The 18,784-nt window shown below is 61.6% G+C and carries 14 protein-coding genes; all 14 read left to right on the top strand.

From position 1 onward, the window contains the following. Complete coding sequence (locus tag HYT87_00935; GenBank protein MBI2058311.1) at nt 1-1,359, top strand: hypothetical protein; 1,359 nt, start codon at nt 1-3, stop codon at nt 1,357-1,359. Further along, nucleotides 1,356-2,108: a WbqC family protein gene (locus tag HYT87_00930; protein ID MBI2058310.1), complete on the top strand. Its 753-nt coding sequence runs from the start codon at nt 1,356-1,358 to the stop codon at nt 2,106-2,108. Before HYT87_00935 ends, HYT87_00930 begins: the two co-directional genes overlap by 4 nt. Then, nucleotides 2,105-2,788 (top strand): PIG-L family deacetylase, encoded by a 684-nt coding sequence (locus tag HYT87_00925; GenBank protein MBI2058309.1) that lies wholly within the window; start codon nt 2,105-2,107, stop codon nt 2,786-2,788. The genes HYT87_00930 and HYT87_00925 overlap by 4 nt, the downstream gene beginning before the upstream one ends. 110 nt (nt 2,789-2,898) lie before the next feature. Beyond that, the gene (locus tag HYT87_00920; protein MBI2058308.1) at nt 2,899-3,126 is read left to right on the top strand and encodes a hypothetical protein; all 228 of its coding nucleotides are present in this window, start codon (nt 2,899-2,901) and stop codon (nt 3,124-3,126) included. Further along, on the top strand, nt 3,119-5,896 hold the full coding sequence (locus HYT87_00915; protein MBI2058307.1) for a methyltransferase domain-containing protein: 2,778 nt from the start codon (nt 3,119-3,121) through the stop codon (nt 5,894-5,896). Before HYT87_00920 ends, HYT87_00915 begins: the two co-directional genes overlap by 8 nt. A gap of 21 nt (nt 5,897-5,917) precedes the next feature. After that, complete coding sequence (locus HYT87_00910; protein MBI2058306.1) at nt 5,918-7,231, top strand: glycosyltransferase; 1,314 nt, start codon at nt 5,918-5,920, stop codon at nt 7,229-7,231. After that, the gene (locus HYT87_00905) at nt 7,231-8,298 is read left to right on the top strand and encodes a glycosyltransferase family 4 protein (GenBank protein ID MBI2058305.1); all 1,068 of its coding nucleotides are present in this window, start codon (nt 7,231-7,233) and stop codon (nt 8,296-8,298) included. Before HYT87_00910 ends, HYT87_00905 begins: the two co-directional genes overlap by 1 nt. Continuing rightward, nucleotides 8,291-10,159 carry a motility associated factor glycosyltransferase family protein gene (locus tag HYT87_00900; protein ID MBI2058304.1) on the top strand — a complete coding sequence of 623 codons (1,869 nt, stop codon included), beginning with the start codon at nt 8,291-8,293 and terminating at the stop codon, nt 10,157-10,159. The genes HYT87_00905 and HYT87_00900 overlap by 8 nt, the downstream gene beginning before the upstream one ends. Continuing rightward, the gene (locus HYT87_00895) at nt 10,125-11,987 is read left to right on the top strand and encodes a hypothetical protein (protein MBI2058303.1); all 1,863 of its coding nucleotides are present in this window, start codon (nt 10,125-10,127) and stop codon (nt 11,985-11,987) included. Before HYT87_00900 ends, HYT87_00895 begins: the two co-directional genes overlap by 35 nt. Before the next feature lie 361 nt (nt 11,988-12,348). Beyond that, entirely contained in the window at nt 12,349-12,963 is a 615-nt protein-coding gene (locus HYT87_00890) for a winged helix-turn-helix transcriptional regulator (protein ID MBI2058302.1), read from the top strand. Nucleotides 12,964-13,083: 120 nt separating this feature from the next. After that, nucleotides 13,084-14,955 carry an N-acetylneuraminate synthase family protein gene (locus tag HYT87_00885; GenBank protein MBI2058301.1) on the top strand — a complete coding sequence of 624 codons (1,872 nt, stop codon included), beginning with the start codon at nt 13,084-13,086 and terminating at the stop codon, nt 14,953-14,955. 22 nt (nt 14,956-14,977) lie between these two features. After that, nucleotides 14,978-15,997, top strand: coding sequence for a glycosyltransferase (locus tag HYT87_00880; GenBank protein MBI2058300.1), 1,020 nt, complete (start codon nt 14,978-14,980; stop codon nt 15,995-15,997). Nucleotides 15,998-16,219: 222 nt separating this feature from the next. Next, a complete protein-coding gene (locus HYT87_00875; GenBank protein MBI2058299.1) occupies nt 16,220-17,353 on the top strand; it encodes a glycosyltransferase in 1,134 nt (377 codons plus the stop codon). Beyond that, nucleotides 17,346-18,776, top strand: a complete 1,431-nt coding sequence (locus HYT87_00870) for a UDP-glucose/GDP-mannose dehydrogenase family protein (GenBank protein MBI2058298.1) — start codon at nt 17,346-17,348, stop codon at nt 18,774-18,776. The genes HYT87_00875 and HYT87_00870 overlap by 8 nt, the downstream gene beginning before the upstream one ends. Nucleotides 18,777-18,784: the final 8 nt, after the last annotated feature.

Below are 18,784 nucleotides of genomic sequence, written 5' to 3'. Positions count from 1 at the left end.
GTGCCGGTCCGAATTCTCGCGCTGCTGAACCAGAGGTATGAGCACCTCTGCCGGAGATTGGCATCCCGGCACGACCTCGTGGTGAACCCGACGACCTACGATTTCATCCGGAAATCGGGGGGGGGGAGCGTGGCCTCCCTGGAGACGTTGTTCGATCCGGGCGACTTGGCGGCGATCGACCGCTACGTCCTGGAGAAGAGTCCGGAGGACTGCGCCCGCTTGGCGATGGGCTTCGAGGCGGCCTTGTCCGAGCGGGGATACGCCGATGTGAAAATCTACGAGAGTCTCGCGCCACGGTTCTCCAACCTGAGCCGCCAGATGCTGGGCATTGCGGTGGCCGTCAAGAGAATGGCGGTCGAGGGCGGATTGGGCCTGCTGATGGTGGACAACGACGTCCGGCCCCTCCAGCGGGTGGCGATTCAATTGGCGAGGGCCTATGGCGTTCCCAGCCTCTGCCTCGCGCATGGGCTGCCCGGACTGGCCAATCTGCATGACCGTGTGTATGCGGACATCATGTCTGTGTTCGGGGAGCGCTGCCGGAATTGGTACCGGCGGGCGGGCGTGGCGGAAGATCGATTGGCCGTCACGGGATCGGTCGTCATGGACCTGCACTACCGCCTCCGCGGCGAATGGGAGAAGTCGAGGGCGTTGCGCGAGATCGGGCTGCAGAGCGGTCTCCCCGTGGTGTGTCTGGCCACCACGTGGCGGAGCGGTCTGTACCTCCGGGAGCATTCCTATCGGCCGGGAGACGTCATGGCCGATACGTTCCGCGCGCTCGCTCGGGCCCAAAAGGCCCGGGCCTTCCAGTTGGTTTTGAAACCCCATCCCTCCGATCCCTATGCGGACAAAGAGTATGAGGCGCTGGCTCAAGCCGAGGGTCTCCGGGTCCACTCGACCTACCCGCGACACCTTTCCTTGGCGCCCGCGCTGGCGCCGCTGCTCAGGGCGTCGGACGTGGTGATTTGCTTTCAATCGACGATGGCCGTCGAGGCGCTGATCTACGGCGCCCGGGTTATGTCGCTCTCGCTCCATGTGCCGGAGACGATCTTCAATGATGCGGCCTCGATCCTCAAAGCGCGCACTGAGGAAGAGGTCTTTCGGAAAACCATGGAGGCCCTTCGCGCACCGAGGACGATGGAGGAGGAGATGTTGAGAGAGGCGGATCTCCTGACCCTCAATGCCTTGAACGACGGACGCGCCACGGACCGGGTGTGCGCGTTGGTGGACGCCATGACAGCAACGAGCAACGAGCAACGAGCAACGAGGAGCGAGCGAGGAGCGACGAGCGAAGGGCCAAAAGAACCGAGCCGTGGCCCCCTCGACTCGCCGTTCGCCACTCACCACTTGCCACTCCCATGATCGTCTCCATCCACCAGCCGCAGTACCTCCCGTGGCTCGGGTATTTCGAGAAGATGGACCGTGCCGATGTGTTCGTGTTTCTCGACGATGTGCAATACACGAAGAACGATTGGCAGAACCGGAACAAGATCCGCACGGCCGAGGGATGGCAATGGCTCACCGTGCCGGTCCAGCACCACTTCGGACAAACCATCAACGAAACCCAAACGGACGAGCGCTCGCCCTGGCGGCGGAAGCACCTGAAAGCGATCGAGTCAAACTACAGGAAGGCCCCGTTCTACTCCGAGTATGAAGCCCCCATCGGTTCGATCTACGCCGAGTCAGGCTCGAACCTGTCCCTGCTCTGTCTCAAGTCTATCGAGGTTGTCTCTCGATGCATGAATCTTACCCCTCGAACGTATAGGAGTTCAGACTTGAGACTGACCGATCGATCGATCGAATCGGTCCGATCGACCGATTCAATCGGTCCAACCGACCGATTGAATGTAAAGGAACTAGCCACACATCGGCTTGTCTCGATCTGCAAGCATTTCCAAGCTGATACATACTACGCGGGTACCCATGGACGGCTCTACATGGACCTTGAGGCCTTCAATAGGGAGAAAATTGCGGTTATTTTTCAAGACTATCAGCACCCTACGTATCGGCAAGGCTTCGATCCCTTCATTCCGAACATGTCTGTCATCGATCTGATGCTCAACGAGGGTCCGCGGGCGCTGGAAATCATCCGATCGGGAGTGTCCGCATGAATGTATTGGTCGTTGCCGCCCATCCGGATGATGAAGTGCTTGGCTGCGGCGGCACCATGGCCCGCCTGGCCCGCAAGGGGCACCGGATCCACACGGTCATCCTGGGAGAAGGCGCCACGGCGCGATTCGAACGACGGGAACACGCACCCAAGCGGCTGGTCTCGGCGCTTCGAACGTACTGCCGCCGGAGCGCGGACATTCTGGGGGTGGAGCGGGTGCATTTCCTCGGCCTGCCCGACAATCGTTTCGATACGATGTCTCTCCTCGACATGGTCAAGACCATTGAACGGATCAAGAAACAGTTTCGCCCTGAAGTCGTCTACACCCATTTCTGGGGAGACCTGAACGTGGACCACCGCATTACCTATCAGGCTGTGTTGACCGCCTTCCGGCCGATTCACGGGGAAACCGTAAGAAGGATCTTCGCGTTTGAAACGCCCTCTTCGACCGAGTGGAACATCTACGGGGCGCAGAACACGTTCACGCCGAACGCCTTCAGCGATATTTCCCGGACTTTGGAAACCAAGATTCACGCCTTCTTGCAGTACCGGGGCGAGGTCGGCGCCAACGGCCATCCCCGGTCGCCGGAATCGTTGCGTGTTTATGCGAAGAAGTGGGGCATCCACTGTGGGCTGGGCGCGGCAGAGGCATTCGTGCTGGTGAGGAGCATCGAACAGTGAGCAACGAAAGTCCCGAGTCCCGAGTCCCGAGTCCTGAGTCCGAGAAACTCGGCACTCGGCACTCGGCACTCAGCCCTTCCTGTGGCTGGTGTCACCACCGGACCGCGGAAATGATGTGGAAGGAGATGCCGCTCTGCACGGGGTGCCGGCTGGACCTCACGGTGGATGAGTACCTCCTGGCGTGGAGCACGGACCCCGCGGTGGCGCGTTCGCTTACGTACAAGGGCGTCCCGCTGGCCGCCACGCTTGAATACGACCTGCTACAGGAATTGATTGCCGTCTTTTCCAAGCTTGTTCCCATTTCTTCCCCCCCCCCACGCGAGGCGACCCGTGGTTGACAAGCCCGCCATCTTCACCTATGTGGGCACGGCGTACCTGCCGGTGATCCAGGAAATCGAGCGGATCCGTCCGAGCACCTATCTCGTCTACGGCGAAAACATCTTTTCCACGCTCACGAAGGTGGGAGTGGATTGCGTGTCCGTTGTCCCCGAGCTGGAAAAGGACGTGCGCGAGGCGTCGCTCAATCCTTCCATGGCGGGCATCTTGGACGACTACGAGAAACGTCCACTCCCCGGATTCTGGCCCACGAATCTCGGTTGGCCCGAACCGTGGGTTGTGGCCGCCCAATTGGCGGCGGAACACTTCAAGCGGGAACGCATCCGGGAGCAAATTCTGCTGGTTGAAATGCTCGACCAGGCCGTCCAGCGATATCGCCCCCAACTCGCCCTCCTTTGGGAAGACGTCCTACTCGATGGAAAGACCCTCGCGCTCTTCTTCAGGAAACGGGGTATCCCCGTGCTCCACATGCTCCACGGCATGGGGGCGCTTTTCCACAACGCCCACGATCGGATCTGGGCGGACCGGATCGCCGTGCAGGGGGAGCGGACCCGGCAGTGGTATCTTCGGTGGGGAAACGATCCTAAGAATATCGTGGTGACCGGCGCCCCCTACTGGGACGTCTATCATTCTCTACGGAACAGCGGACGGGCGGCGGCTCTCCGGCAGAAGTTCGATCTCCAGCCGGATCGGAAAATCGTTCTCTACTGTTCGACCTGGACCCACGGCCTGTCCACGCACTCGGACCCGGCTCTCGTCGAGCGCGCCTACGATCTCTTCCTCCAGGCGGCGCGGGCTTTGGAGTCGGAATCCTGCGACTGGTTGGTGAAGCTGCATCCCTCGGATCAGAAGGGAAAGGAGTGGTATCGCCGGAAGGCGGATTCGGCCGGAGTGGCCCGCGTCCGCATCGTGGAAAGAGATGCGAACCCCGAGCCCATCGTCTACGTTTCGGATGCCGTCGTGTGCGCGGACTCCCTCCTGGGGGTCGCCGGCATCTTGTGCGGCAAACCGGTGATCAACCTCCCGGTCGTGCGCTATCACGATCCCCTTTTTCAGCCGCACGATCCGGTGCTCCAGGTGACGGACGCTCCGGGCCTGGCCGAGGCGATACGGCGCGTACTGTACGATGCCGCCCTCGCGCAGGAGTTCGAGCTGAAGCGTCCTCGTTCCATCTACGAACTGAATTACATGGACGACGGCAAGGCGGCGGAGCGGACGGCCCATCTGGCCATGGGGATGATGGAGACCCGCAGTTTTCGCGGGAGGTCATTCGTTTACTACTCGCATTCGAGGGAAGAAGTCGAGCCGCTCATCCCGCGGGAGGCCGAACGGATCCTCGATGTCGGATGCGCCACCGGCGGCTTCGGTGCGTACCTGAAAACCCGACGACCGTGGGTCCATATCACGGGAGTGGAGATGGTGGAAGAAGCAGCGGCAGAGGCCGCGCGCCGATTGGACCGGGTGATCACGGGGGACGCGCGGGACCCGAAGACGCTGGGCGACGAGACCTTCGATTGTATCGTTCTGTCCGACGTGTTGGAGCACCTTGACGACCCGTGGGGCCTGCTCGAAGGCCTTCAGGCCCGGCTCACGCCCCAGGGGTGCGTCGTATCCAGTGTCCCGAACGTCGGCCACTGGTCCGTGATCGGCCAACTCCTGTCCGGACGATGGTCCTACGCGGAGGAGGGGATTCTGGATCGGGACCACGTGCGATTTTTCACGCTCCAGGAAATTCGGAGCCTGTTCGAAACCACCGGCTGGGTGATCGAGGAAATGGGCGCGCGTACCACGCCGCCGCACGCCATCCTGCCGGGCCTTCAGAAGGTTGCCGCGGAGCTGCGGAGCGACGCGGAAAACGCAGCCGATGAAATGAGGACGTTCCAGTACCTCCTCCGGGCGCGCCCGAGGCAGCAGGTCATTGCCCGCCTGCTCTCGGAAGGCCGAGCCCATCTGGACTCGGCCCAGTGGGATGAGGCGGCCAAGAAGTTCGAGGAAGCCGTTCGACTCGACGAAACTAAGCCGGAATCCCACCTGGCCCTGGTGCGAGCCCTGCTGGGTTCCAAGAAACTTGCGAAGGCCTTTCAGGTGCTTTCCCATGTCTCCTCCCGCTTCTCGCTGCATGAGCGACGGCTATGCGAGTACTACTTGCTGCTCGGAGAGGGCAAGCTGGCGGCGGCGAGGATGGACGAAGCGGCGCGGGCCTTCGAATCCCTCCTCGCGGTGGACCCTGAATCCTTCGCCGGTCGCGTGGGGCTGCTTCAGGTGAGGATCGTGTCGGAAGGCGCCGGCAAGGTATCTCACGAAGTCGACGAGTTGGCCCGCGAAGCCGGGAGCGACCCGGATCGGCTGGTTGAAATTGCAGCGCTCCGGGTTCAACTGAAAGACCACGCCCGAGCCCGCGATATTTTCTGCGGCCTCATCGACGGGAACGGTGATCATCGCCGGGCGGTCATCGGCCTCGCCTCGTGTGCCGCTTCCATGGAACACAAGCGCGAGGCCCTTCGCCACCTGAGGAACTACCTGGCCCTCCATGCCGCCGACTACGAGGTCCGGTACCTCCTGATCCTTTTCCTTTCCGAAACGGGGCAGGAAACCGACTGCATGGATGAAATCAAGCGGCTCCTGGCCCTGAACCCGGGGCACGGGGGCGCGCGGAGGCTCTTGGTTCGAGTCTCGGAAGCTCCACCCCCCCCGGCCTCCCCGCACAAAGGGGAGGAGGGGGCAGATGTCTTTCCTCGCCGGCTGGACGAAGGAGGTTCCCCTCCTTCGTAAGGAGGGGAACGGGGAGGTCGATTGAAGATTCTGGTCCTGGACAATCCCGCTCTCGTGGATGAACTGCGCCGGGAGCATGAGGTGGTGACCTGCGGCCGATGGGAGGATCGGTTCCAAATTATCTGCAACGAGCTCCATCCTTCATTGGAAACGGTGGTCGCCCGCTGTCGGAAGGATTTCTTCGAGCCGGAGGTCCTCCTGTTCATTGAGAGGGGCGTCAAGCATCTATGGCGGGACATGGACCGCGTTCCGCAATTGAAAGCGTACTACGCGGTGGATTCCCATCTCAATTTCGCGTGGCAGAGGAACTATGCCCCGCTTTTCGATGTGCTGTTCGTGGCCCAGAAGGACTACGTGGAACCGTTCAGGCAATGGGGCGCGGTATCGGCCTCCTGGCTTCCACTGGCCTGCTCGGCAGGCACCGACAAGGATCTTGGCCTCCCGCGCGACATCGACGCCTGCTTCGTGGGAAAGCTGGATCCGCGGATCCATCCCCATCGGGTTGCTTTCCTCGATCGGCTCAAAGTCCGGTTGAACGGCAGCATTCGATTCGTGGTCGACAGCGGAGCCTATGCGGAGACCTACAATCGATCGAAGATCATCCTGAACGAATCGGTCAATCGAGACTTGAATCAGCGGACCTTCGAGGCGATGGCATGCGGAGGAATGCTGCTCGCCGAAGAATTGGAGAACGGCCAAGCGGACCTGTTCGAGCCAGGCCGGGATCTAGTGATTTACCGTCACGGTGATGCGGACCAGGTAGCGGAGCTCATCCGCTACTACCTCGAACATGAGACGGACCGGGCGGCCATCGCGGAGGCCGGCCGGCGCAAGGTCATGGAGCGGCACACGTCTGATCACCGCGCGCGGGAGGCGGCGGAGGTGCTGCAACGCGCCCTCCTCGATCATGTGCCTCGTGTCTGGTCCGCGCGGGAATACTCTCTTCTGGGAAAAACCTGCCTCATGCTGGTCTACCCGGACTCGCCCGTTTTCGCAGAGCGCATGGATCTGGCGGCCGGACTGCTGACGAAGGCCGCGCAGGCCGGCGGCAAGGCAGGTGTGTCTCCCTACCTGGCGCTCCTTTCAATCTTGAAGCGGCAGCCCGCCGCGGCCATTCAACATCTCACGGAAGCGATGGGGCAGCCCGGTGATCGCCCGATCGCGGCCTGGATTCTGGCCTTGCTCCTCTCGGGACAGGACCCGGGGCGGGCGGAGGCCTACTACCAGGCCGTCGTCACGGACCTGATGTCCGGACCGCCCGTCTCCCCGGAGCAGCTTGAGTGTTTCCAAATGGCCTCGTTCATCCTCGGGGACAAACTCCGCGCTCCGGTCTGATGGGTACGACGCGCCCCCTCCGCTTCGCTTCCGGGACGACGAATGGAAACGTCATCGGGGCCTCGCGTCGAACCCTCCGGATACTGACCTTCTGCCGGCACGAACCGTATCTGTGCAACCTCGCAAGGACGGGACACGAATTCGATATCTGCGAACGGCACATTCCCAGCTTGGGCTACGTGCGCGCGTGGAATCCCCGACTTCGCCCGCTTCCTCCCAACGCCCGGCTGATCTCCGAGAGCGACATGAAGGAACGGAGCCGAGACGCCTACTATGATGCGATCGTTTGCCACGATGTGGAGGATCTCCTGGCGTGCATCGCGAGCCCTTCCGGGAAAGTGCTCGTGTTCCATAATGCGTTCCCCTATTCCGAAACGGACCTTCTCGGCCAGGCCCTCCGGAAGCGGGAATTCCTGAGATCTCTGCAGAGGCTTTTCCTGAAATCCGGAAATGTCTTCTTTGTTTTTATCTCGGAGTTCAAGCGGAAGAACTGGGGGCTGCGATGCCCCTCGCGCGTGATTGTGCACGGCATCGACATTTCCGATTTTCCCGACCACACGGGCGAAGTGGCGAGCGCGCTGAGGGTGTGCAACGGCCTTTCCCGCGCGAAAGAGGGCCTGCGGGACCTCCTGGCCATTTGCGACGGATTTCCGCTCCGCGTGGTGGGGGATAACGACCAGGGCGTGAAAAGTGAATCGGCCTCGTCGTTCGATGAACTGAAGGATATTTATCGAAGCGCGCGTCTGTTCGTGAACACGACCGTGGAGGGGCTGGAGGACGGGTACACGCTTTGCATGTTGGAGGCCATGGCCGCGGGCACGCCGGTCCTCTCGACGTGGAATACGTCCTCGCCGATCAGGAACGGCGTGAATGGATACATTACGTCGGACGTCGGCGCGCTACGATCTCGCCTCCGCGAGTTGCTCGACTCTTCCGAAGAGGCGGCGAGGATGGGAGGGGAGGCGCGCCGGACGGTTGAGAGTCAGTTTTCCATGGACCGCTTCGTCGCCCAATGGCGCGACGTTCTCAAGGAGGCCTCCCTCTTCAGGGGCGGCGGATATGCTTAAGCCCAGCCTCGAGCGCCTTCACAAGAACCTGGCGGCCCTCCGGCCCCGCTTTCCGGAGCTGGCCGCGGAGCTTGAGGAAGCTGAAGCACCGCTGCATCTCCTGGAGGAGAGCGCGAACGGGCAGTGGACGCTCTCGTGGAAGGGAGTGCTTCTCCACAGCCGTGAACATCCGGGGGCCGAGGCCCGGGCCCGCTGGATGGCCTTCAGGAGCGAGGGAGTGGATGTTGTGGTCATGATGGGAGTCGGCCTCGGCTACGATTTGAAGGAGGCATCGAGGGAGACCGGAAAGGACCTGCTCATTCTCGAACCGGAACTCCCCCTGTTGAAAGTCGCGCTGATGATCCACGACTTTTCGGACCTCTTCCGTCAGGACCGCGTGTTCCTGACCCGCAAATCGGAGGAATTGGCCCTGGCGTTCCGCGTCTGGTTCCGGCTGGGGCTGGAGGGAAGAATTTTCGTGGGCGCCGCGCACGAGATCCTCTTCCCCGAGCAGGTGCGGGAACTTGTCGCCAATTTCACGGTGGACATCGAGAATTCGAGGATGTGCCTCGGCATTTGGAAGAACCGCGCACGGGAATGGGTGGGGACCAACCTCCTGAATCTCCATCGGGTCGTCGAATACCCGATGGCGGCCGCATTGGAGGGGAGCGGGATGGGGTTGCCGGCCATCATCATCGGTGCGGGACCGTCCCTCGCCGGTCATCTGCCGCTTTTGAAGGAGGTGCAGGAACGCGCGATCCTCCTGGCCACGGATGCGTCTCTCAAACCCCTCCTACGGTCTGGAGTGGTCCCGGACTTTGTCTTCAGCGATGAGGCGATCGATGTGACGGATTTCTTCGATGAGGTGGACCTTCCGGAAACCCTTTCCGCGATCTTCCCCCTCAAGGTGTGCCCCAAGTTGTTCGACCTCCCGCTCACGCGGATCTGGTTGTACGTCGAATCCTCCAGCCCCTTCGAGCGTCCGCTTTTCAACCTGACGGGATTCAACGCCGTGTTGCCGCATGCCTATTCCGTGTCCACCACGGCTTTCAGCTTTGCCATGCGGCTCGGATGCGATCGGATTCTCATGGCCGGGCAGGATCTCTCCTTTCCCGGCGGGCGGACCCACGCCCGGGGCGTTTCGAGAGAGCATGCCTTGCCCCCCCCGAAGGCGCTGAAGGATGATCCCCAGTTCACCACCGTGAAGGGATACAAGGGCGGCGAAGTGCTCACGTGGAGGCAGTTCGAGAAAACGGTCAACTGGTTCGAATTGGCCGCCCGGACGTCGGCCCGGGGCATTACACTTGTCAACGCCACCGGCGACGGCGTCTGGATTGAGGGGTTCCAGCACGTTCCGCTCGAAGAGGCCGCTCCCCGATATCTCGGGCGGAAGGTGGACAAATCCTTTTTCCGTCGGACGATGTCGCCGCTGTTGCATGGAGACAAGCTGAGAGCGCTGAGGGAGCTGTTGCGCGCCGAAGCGTTTCGGGTGCGGGAACTCAGGCCGCTGCTGGAAGAACAGATGGAACGCGTCCAGCGGTACCGGAGCGGCGAGACCACGATTCATCGATTGGCGGGGATGTTCGGCGAGCAGGCCCTCGTGGAGGCGCTCTTGGACGACATCTCCGACTACGTTTCGTCCAGCTTCCTACTCAACTACCACGTCATGGGAGAATCTCTGGTGGCCGAGTGGTGCGTCAGGGGATGCGCCGGAGGGCGGACGGTTCATTACGAGGATACGCTCAAACGACTGGAGGAGTGGGTCTCCCAGGCTGTGGATGGCTGCGAGATCCTGGCGCCCCGAATCGAGGAGGCGCTTTCCGATATTGAGGACACCCCGCTGGAAAATGAGCCGCTCGGCCGGCAACCTGCCGCTCGCTGAACGCCTCCCCGGCGGCTCCGCGCCGGAGACGGTCAACGGAACGGCGACCGGATCCCCGCGTCGCCGGCTCCGCTGGGCGAGCAACTCCGAAGCGTTCCGCCGAGTTGTCCGAGGTTCGATCCCGGAGCTTGGCGATGGTGAAGTCGGGGCGGTTGACATCCTGCCCTCCCGCGCCGGACCGCCGACGCTCAAGTACAAGAGCGAATTCCTCCACAGCCCCTTCCATCCTGTGCTCGAGGCCAAGGGACTTGTCCAGACGGCGGTGGATACCGGTGCGGAGTTGGTCCTCGTGGTGGGTCTTGGCTTGGGCTACCACGTGCGCGAACTTCTGGACCGGACCTCCGCGAAGGTCATCCTGTATGAGCCGGACCGAGCCCTGCTGGCCGACCTCATGGGCCGGATTGACTACGGAAGCCTCTTTGTGCCAGATCGGTTGGTACTCGTTCACGATGAACCCCACTTCAACAAGGCGATGGACGCTTCACTTCGGATCGGCCTCCGGGTCTCGTGGTTGATTCTTCCCGGCTATGCAAAATCGTTCACCGACAGGGTGGCGAGAATCCAAGGCAGAGCGGCTTGCCGGTTGTCCCTGTTCAGGCGACAGGTGGAAATCCCGGCAACCGAATCCCGTCGGATCCTGCTCCGCTCGCTCGAGAATCTGCCGTGGCTGTGGAAAGGCCGCGGGGTCCAGCCCCGGCCCGATCGGCAGGTCTGGCTGAACGCGGTGGTGTTGAACAGCGGCTGCGCCGGTCGTCTTCCGGCGGATCTGATGGGAGCGATCGAAGCGCGAACCGTGGTCGCGGCGACAGGACCCTATGAAAATTCATTTCGCCGTCCGTGGAGCGGAGCGGAGGGGACGGCGACGTCCGGCACGGCATCGGGAATCCAACCGCGCTTGCGCTTCGGGGCGGATGCCCGTTCCCCTCGTGACCCGGCGCTGGCCGTGCTCCCCTTGGACGCCGATCCCCTGGCCTTCAAAGATTCCCCTGAGCGACCGGTGGTGTATGCGCGCGCGCAGGATGATCTTGGCGCATGGATGGAGAGGGTGGTGTCGGGTGATTCGACTGCTCTCCACCTTCCTCTCGGTCTCTCCGCCCCCGTGGATGCCGCGGTTCTTTGCGGGGCATGGTTTGACCGCACGTTCTGGGTCGACCTCGACCCGGCCGATGCTTCCGATCCCAGCGCGTACGACCGATTGGCGGATAGGCGCTTCCTTTTGGAGATGGGGGCGGGCTACCGGCAGGGGGGGGGATTCAAAGTCGTGTTGAGTGATGTGGCGGGTGGTGAGACCGGAGGATCGGTGCGGATGACGCTGGACGAATTGCGGTCCGAGGTCGCCGCATTGCCGCGGGACAGCGCTTGGAATGGAGGAGATCTTTCCGGGAATTTTCTCGCGGATGCCCCCGTGGATCGCGAGAGCCTGTGCCGGCTGTACGACTCCCTTGTGGAAGAAAGAACAGCACTCCACTCATTTTCAGCCCGGATGGGAGATCTCTTCGAGAGGTGGGGGGAGATAGGGCGCCGGCCCGCGGATGGAGACGCCGCCTCGATCTTGGAGGAACGAAGGCTGCGGATCGGCAGTTTCGTCAGCGATGTGGCCGATCGGGCGGCTCCCTCCAGGCTGATTTCAGCGGTGGCGAAACCCTTGGTCCGGCGGGTTCTTCGGCCCTGGCGCGAATCAACGTCGGGCTCGGAGCAGCTTGCGCGGCACCTGGAATCGGGGCAGGCATTCCTTGTGAATCTTGTGGGAGACATCCCGTTGATGGGAAGGCTGGTTGAGCATGCCCTGTTTGAACTGCAGCAGAGCATGCGCTCCTCTCGCGCGTAGAGAAATCGTTCAATTGCGGAACCTTGAGGCTCCGCCAATCGATTAGATATATATTTAATTTCAATACAATATTGGTATTGTTTCATGAACAATCGCGTCCTCACTTCTCCCTAAAGTTATTGCAGCTCTGTCCGATATTGTTCAGTAAGTTAACAAACGAAACTTGAAAGAGAATCTGTGGATGGTTGGTGTTGATCCTTGGGCCCCCTGCCGAAACCTGGCAGGGGGCTTGTTCCTTTGTTCGTTCGCTTGACAAACCACCATATGTTGTAATAGACTCAAAGGAATTGCTAAGGATAGCATCCGGGGGATAATCCCCGGTGCCGAAAGGGCCGCAACTAAGGAAGGATTGCGAATAGACATGAAAGAATTCTCCAGCTTCTCATGCTGGAAACCCACACACAAGTTTAAGTTGCTCTATCTCCTGAATTTTCTCAGCGAGAATCCGAACTTGAGCCAACACAAGTTGTCCGGACTGGTCGGCGTCTCCAGCGCCCAAGTCAATTACTACATCGACGAAGGCATCCGGAAGGGGTGGATTGCCAAGGAGGAACTCTCAAGAAAGAGGATGACGTACCAAGTCACTCCACTGGGGAACGAAGCCAGGATGAATTTTCTGATGGAGTCGTCCGTCGAGCTGGTGCGGGCTTATTCGTACATCAAGGGCGCCATCCAGCGGGCGGTACAGAAACATCTGAACGGGCATATCCGCCGAGTGGTTCTGTTTGGGGCCTCGGAAACGGGAGAAGTGGTCAGCGCGGCCCTTCGCAACGTTCCGGTGGAGATTGTTGGCGTGGTGGACAACGATGAACGCAAATGGGGGCAATCCTTCGGGCAATGGAAGGTCTCGCGTCCGGATTCCATCAGGGAGCTGAGCCCGGACGGCGTGATCATCACCTCCTTCGCGCGCAAGAACGAGATCCTGGAACAGGTCAAGGGGCTGGAACAGGGAGGGATTTGTGTCATTCAGCTGTAGCGCGAATACGCCGATGCAAAGTCGGCCCCTCACGCTGGGAGACAAATGTGCGCCTGTCGGCGCGGGGCCGTCGTGGCCCCATGGCGTGAGGGACCGCGCCTTCCTTGGCTGGAGCGGAGCGTGCCGGATCCTCTTAGGATAGGCCGGCGGCTCATCGGCGAAGGGCAGCGAACCTTCGTCATCGCCGAAATAGGAATCAATCATAATGGGAGCGAGGACCTTGCTCTTCGCCTGATTGAGGACGCCAAGGCGGCAGGCGCCGATGCCGTCAAGTTCCAAAAGCGCGATCTGAAATCCCTTTACACCTCCGACGTGCTGGAGCAGGTGATCCAGCACGAGAGACACTTTCAGTACATGATCCCGATCCTCCGCCGGGTGGAGCTGGATGAAGAAGCCTACTCGCGGCTGGCCGAACGCTGTCGGGAGCTGGAAATCGAACTTCTGTGCACGGCCTTCGATCCGCCCAGCGTGGACTTTGTCGCCCAACTGGGGGTGCAGGCCTTCAAGGTCTCGTCGGCGGATCTCACCAATTGGCCGCTGCTGGCGAGAATGTCCGCCCATGGGAAACCGCTTCTTCTCTCCACCGGGATGTCGCTCATGCCGGAAATCGAAGGCACGGTGAACTTCCTCAAATCGAAAAGAGCCGAATTCGCCATTCTCCATTGCGTAAGCCTGTATCCGGCCCTCTACCGGGAAGTGAATCTGAAAGTCATGGATGAACTCCAGAAGTTCGGGGTCACCGTAGGCTACTCGGGGCACGACCGCGGGATCGAAGTTTCACTCGCCGCCGTCGCGCGCGGCGCGCGGATTGTCGAAAAACATTTCACGCATGATCGGACGGCGTGGGGGCCCGACCACAAAGTCAGTCTCGAGAAAGATGAATTTGCCCGCTTGGTTCATGGGATACGCGTTGTGGAGGAGTGCTTGGGCACCGGCGTCAAGCGAATGACTCAGGGAGAACAGCTCAATCGGGAGCTGTTCGCCAAGAGCCTCGTGGCCGCCGCCGATATCAAGATCGGCGAGGTCATCACGCAGGACAAAATCACCGTCATGGGGCCGGGGAAAGGCCTCTCGCCCCATCTGGCCGACCAGCTCATCGGGAGAACCGCACATCGGGACATGATGGCGGGTGAGCTTTTTGTGGAGGACGATCTGAGGGAGCCGGAGGCGCCGATGGCCCGCCCCGTCAGCTCCAAGAAGTGGGGCTTGATCGTCCGGGTGACGGACGTGGACAAGTTTGTCGAATACAAGCCCGACCTCTTCGAATTCCACATGACGGACCGCGACTTGGAGATCGAGCCGCCCCCGGGTCGATTTCCCCAGAACCTTGTCGTTCATGCCCCCGAGTACGACGGAGACGTCATTCTCGATCTGGCATCGAAAGACATGGCCACCCGCCAGTGCTCGATTTCCGTGGCTCAGCGCGTGATCAACATGGCTCGGAAGATGGGTCCTTCCTTCAATCACGGGTCGAAGCCCAAAGTGATCCTCCATCCGGGGGGGATGAGTCTGAATGGATATCCCGGCGCGAATGGAATGTCGGGCCGATTCATCGACTCCCTCCGCCGGCTTGACACGACCGGAGTGGAAGTCCTCCTCGAGAACCTGCCGCCCTTTCCGTGGTATTTCGGGGGCCAATGGACGGGCTACCTTTTTCTGAATCCCGAAGAGATCGCCGCGTTTTGCGCGGAAACGAAGTTCAACATCTGTTTGGATACGTCGCATGCCCAGCTCTACTGCAAGCACGTCGGCAAGGACATTGTTTCTTTCGTCCGCGCGGTGAGGCCCTACATTCGCCACTTGCACGTGGCGGACGCCCATGGCGTGCATGGGGAGGGAGTCCAAATCGGCGAGGGTGAGATTCCCTTCGAAGCCGTATTCGGCGAATTGAAAGACTACGACGAGGGGTTCGTCCCCGAGATCTGGCGCGGCCACCAGTGGAAAGGGAAACGGGCGCTGGAGGCCCTCAGCCGCCTGAGCCGCTTTCTCTGAGGACGTGCCGAGGGGAATTGGGATGCGCATCCTCATGATTTGCACCAATGATCCCGCCGGGATGGGGATCGCCTTCACCGATGCGATCAACCGTCACACCGAACATTCCTGCCGTCTGGTGACCACGGCCGTCAAATACAACTTCAACTACAGGAAGGACATCCATGTTCCGGAATCGTCGGATGTCGAACGGCCGCTCCGGGCTCCTGCCCTCCCGCGGCATTTCCCCCTTCGTGGAGGTCATCGAACCTCGAACGTGGAGGAGATCGAACAGGTTCTCCGCGATGCCGATCTCTTTCACTTTCACGCCTTTGCCGATGAGGAAACGCCTCTGGGTCCTTTCAGGGCCAAGGATTTCATGAAGGGGAAAAGGGCGATCTACCATCAACATGGCGAGCCCCTTCGATCCGATCCGGCTCGATTCCGCGCGCAGAGTTCTCGAAGAACATTTCTGGTCAGCACGCCGGACCTCTTGGATTTTCTTCCGGAGGCCACGTGGATACCCAATCTCGTTCCCATCGACGATCCACTCTACCTTCCCCACGAGTCACGAGTCGCGACTCACGAGTCACGAGTAAGAATCGGTCAGTCGCCGACCAAGAAGGAGATCAAGGACACCGAACTCCTGGTGCGCGTCTACGCGGGTCTCAAGGCCCGATACAACGGTTTCCTGGACCTCGACCTCATTGAAAACGTCCCCCACTCCGAGTGCCTGGAGCGGAAGCGAAACTGCCACATCTTTTTCGATCATTTGCAGGGATACTTCGGCGTGTCGTCGCTCGAAGCTTTGAGCCAAGGCACCCCCACCATTGCCCGTCTGGCGGAGAGGACCCGCTCGGAGGCGGCGCGGTTTGCGGGAACCGATGCACTGCCTTGGCTGGCCGCGGGGGATTCGGCCGAGCTTGAAACCGTGCTCGGGCGGCTGATCTCGGATGGGGACCATCGCATGGAAACCGGAAGGAACTCGCGGGAGTTCATGGTTCAGCACTGGCACCCCCGCAAGATCGTGGATGCCCTCATGGTCGAGTATCGCCGGCTATGAAACGCCGGATCTTCCGTTCCAGACCAAGTGCGGCTCGGGGGGAACCTTTACGGCGGAAAGGAGGATCGCCCGTCGCGGATGCCTCCGCGGAACTGGCCCGGTCCTTGAAGGAGCGGGGCATCATGGGGGGGAAGGCGGGTGAAACGCGGCCCATTCCTCCCTTCACGGTCCGGCTTGGATCCGAGACCTGGGATTTCTGTTTTCCAAGCTTTTTTCGGATCTATGCCTCATAGGAAACTTTCCGTCGCGGTCATCACGGATCCGTCGAGTTGGTACGCGGAGGCGGGAATCATCGGGGGGTTGGCGCGCGCCCTGGGCGTGGGAGGACACCGGGTCCACCTGTTCGATCGTTCGAAGCTTCTCTCGCTTCTGGCCGCGCATCGTGAGTCCCTTCTGGGCGCGCTCAGGCGGTATCTTGAACGAGCCGAGGTCGACTTTGTTCTGGGGTGCAATCTGAACGCATGCCTCGTCGCCGAGAATCGCGGAAGGCTCTGCTCGCTCTTTGACGCCTGGGGGTTCCGGAGCGTGACCTACGTGGACGATCTCGTGTCGGGGTATCTTCGAGGGGACGGCTCGATTCGGAGTCGAATATTCCAGGTGTTGGTGGGGTCCGAACGGAACTGTTTCGCGATGCACCGGGAGCAGGATGCGACGCGGGTTCGCGCGCTCGCGGGCCGGGCCTTCTATCTTCCAAACGCGTTCGACAGCCTCATTTCCGTTCCGCCCGGAGAGGGCCGGGTCAGAAAGGTGGCCTTCGTGGGAAACGTGCGCGAGGAGGGGGGATGGAGGCAGCGGGCGCTGTTGAATCTTCAATCGCTGGGGCTGGATCTGTTTGGGTCCGCGGGGCAGCCCGCGATCGACCGCTCAGGCCTGCGCCAATCCTACCGGGGGCGTCTGGAAGACACTCGGGCCGTCTATGGGATGTACGGCGAAACCCGGATCTGCGTGGACGCCAACGATGAGGATGGCGTGATTTCGGATCGGGTTTTCCAGGCGATGGGGAACGGGTGCATGGTGGTCACCCCGCACAAAGAGGAATTGGCGCGCTTCTTCGACGCCGGAAGGGACGTGGTGACCTACCGGGATCCTGCGGAGATCCCCTCTCTCGTCCGTCACTATCTGGAGCGGGATTCGGAGCGTGAGAAGATAGCGCGTTCGGGTTGCAGGCGAGTGAGAGCGGACCACACGTATCTCGAACGCGCGCGGGATCTTGTGGCCCGGTGGCGGGAGGTGAAATCCGTCGGCGCGAGGCGACGGGTGGCCCATTCCGCGCAGGTTGAAACGGCAGGTGGAAAAGTTCCTTTCGCGGGCGCCGTGCCTCTCGAACCGTTCGCGGAGGGGGTCAACGATGCGTGACGAAGGGGTCCCCCCCGCGGAATGCCTCGATCCCGTATCCGTGGTCGGTCTTGGGAAATTGGGGGCGTGTATGGCGGCCTGCATGGCCTGGCGAGGATCGACCGTGGTGGGCGTGGACATCCGTCCCGATGTTGTGCAATCGATTCGGGAAGGGAAAGCCCCTCTGTACGAGCCCCGACTTGGAGAGGCAATCGCGGATTCCAGGAGCCGCCTGACCGCCACCGCCGATCTGGCCGAAGCGGTCCGCGGGACCCAGGTCACGTTCTTTGTTCTCCCGACGCCCTCCGACGCGGATGGGGGGTTCTCTTTGAGATTCCTGGAGCCGGCGCTGGAGAAAGCGGGGGAGGCCCTCTCCCGGAAGCGGGGCTACCACCTGTTTGTCATCAGCAGCACGGTTCTGCCGGGCGCCACCCGGGGGCCGATACGTCGGCTCCTGGAGCGCAGTTCAGGCCGGATCTGCGGTTCCGATTTCGGCCTGTGCTACAGCCCGGAATTCATCGCGTTGGGGAGCGTGATCCACGATTTTCTGAACCCCGATTTCGTTCTGATCGGTCAGGGGGACGAGCGCGCTGGCCGGTGGCTCGAGGATTTGTACCGGCGCCGGCTCCAGAATGATCCTCCGGTCGTGCGGATGAATTTCGAGAATGCCGAGCTGGCGAAATTGGCGGTGAACACGTACGTCACGATGAAGATCAGCTTTGCCAACATGTTGACTGAAATCTGCGAGAAATTGCCGGGAGGGGACGTGGATACCGTCACACAGGCCCTGGGCCGCGATTCGCGCATCGGTCCGCGGTTCCTGAAAGGGGGGATGGGGTACGGAGGCCCGTGTTTTCCTCGCGACAACCTGGCGATAAGTTTTCTTCAGAAGAAGCTCGGGTGTCCGGACAGCCTGCCGCTGGCCACGGATCGATTCAATCGGCGCCAGGTGGAGAGAATCGTGGCTCTGGTGCAGTCGAAACTTGCTCCGGAGGACACGGTGGCGGTTCTGGGCTTGGCCTACAAACCGAACACGATGGTGGTGGAGGAGTCGCAGGGGCTGGCGATTGCCCGGCGCCTGGCCTCTTCGGGTCGGCGCGTCGTGGTCTATGACGCTCTGGCCATCGAATCCGCCCGGGGTCTCCTGGGCACTGCGGTGACGTACGCCGACTCACTGGAGCAGGCGGTGCGGGGAGCGCGAGGGGTGGTGGTGTGTCACCCGATGGACGAGTTCATGAGCATGGACCTGAAGTCATGGGGGACCCCGGGGTTTCCGAGCGTTGTCGTGGACGCTTGGAGAGTTCTCCGGCGGCAACTCGAAGGCCGAGCGGGGCTGGAGTACTTCGCCCTGGGATTGGGTTCCGCCGAGCCGATGCCCGCGGAGACGGATTGGGAGAGGTCTCTCCCCACGGAGGATCATTTAGCGGAGGAGGCTGCATTATGAGCGCGCAG

Source organism: Nitrospirota bacterium, from assembly GCA_016180645.1.
Taxonomy (GTDB): Bacteria; JACPQY01; JACPQY01; order JACPQY01; family JACPQY01; genus JACPAV01.
This window is presented reverse-complemented; position numbering and strand designations above follow the sequence as displayed.

Coding starts and splice junctions, on each gene's coding strand:
- HYT87_00920 (MBI2058308.1), top strand. CDS start 2,899: ATGATGTGGAAGGAGATGCCGCTCTGCACGGGGTGCCGGCTGGACCTC.
- HYT87_00895 (MBI2058303.1), top strand. CDS start 10,125: ATGAGCCGCTCGGCCGGCAACCTGCCGCTCGCTGAACGCCTCCCCGGC.
- HYT87_00890 (MBI2058302.1), top strand. CDS start 12,349: ATGAAAGAATTCTCCAGCTTCTCATGCTGGAAACCCACACACAAGTTT.
- HYT87_00880 (MBI2058300.1), top strand. CDS start 14,978: ATGCGCATCCTCATGATTTGCACCAATGATCCCGCCGGGATGGGGATC.
- HYT87_00875 (MBI2058299.1), top strand. CDS start 16,220: ATGCCTCATAGGAAACTTTCCGTCGCGGTCATCACGGATCCGTCGAGT.
- HYT87_00870 (MBI2058298.1), top strand. CDS start 17,346: ATGCGTGACGAAGGGGTCCCCCCCGCGGAATGCCTCGATCCCGTATCC.
- HYT87_00900 (MBI2058304.1), top strand. CDS start 8,291: ATGCTTAAGCCCAGCCTCGAGCGCCTTCACAAGAACCTGGCGGCCCTC.
- HYT87_00905 (MBI2058305.1), top strand. CDS start 7,231: ATGGGTACGACGCGCCCCCTCCGCTTCGCTTCCGGGACGACGAATGGA.
- HYT87_00925 (MBI2058309.1), top strand. CDS start 2,105: ATGAATGTATTGGTCGTTGCCGCCCATCCGGATGATGAAGTGCTTGGC.
- HYT87_00930 (MBI2058310.1), top strand. CDS start 1,356: ATGATCGTCTCCATCCACCAGCCGCAGTACCTCCCGTGGCTCGGGTAT.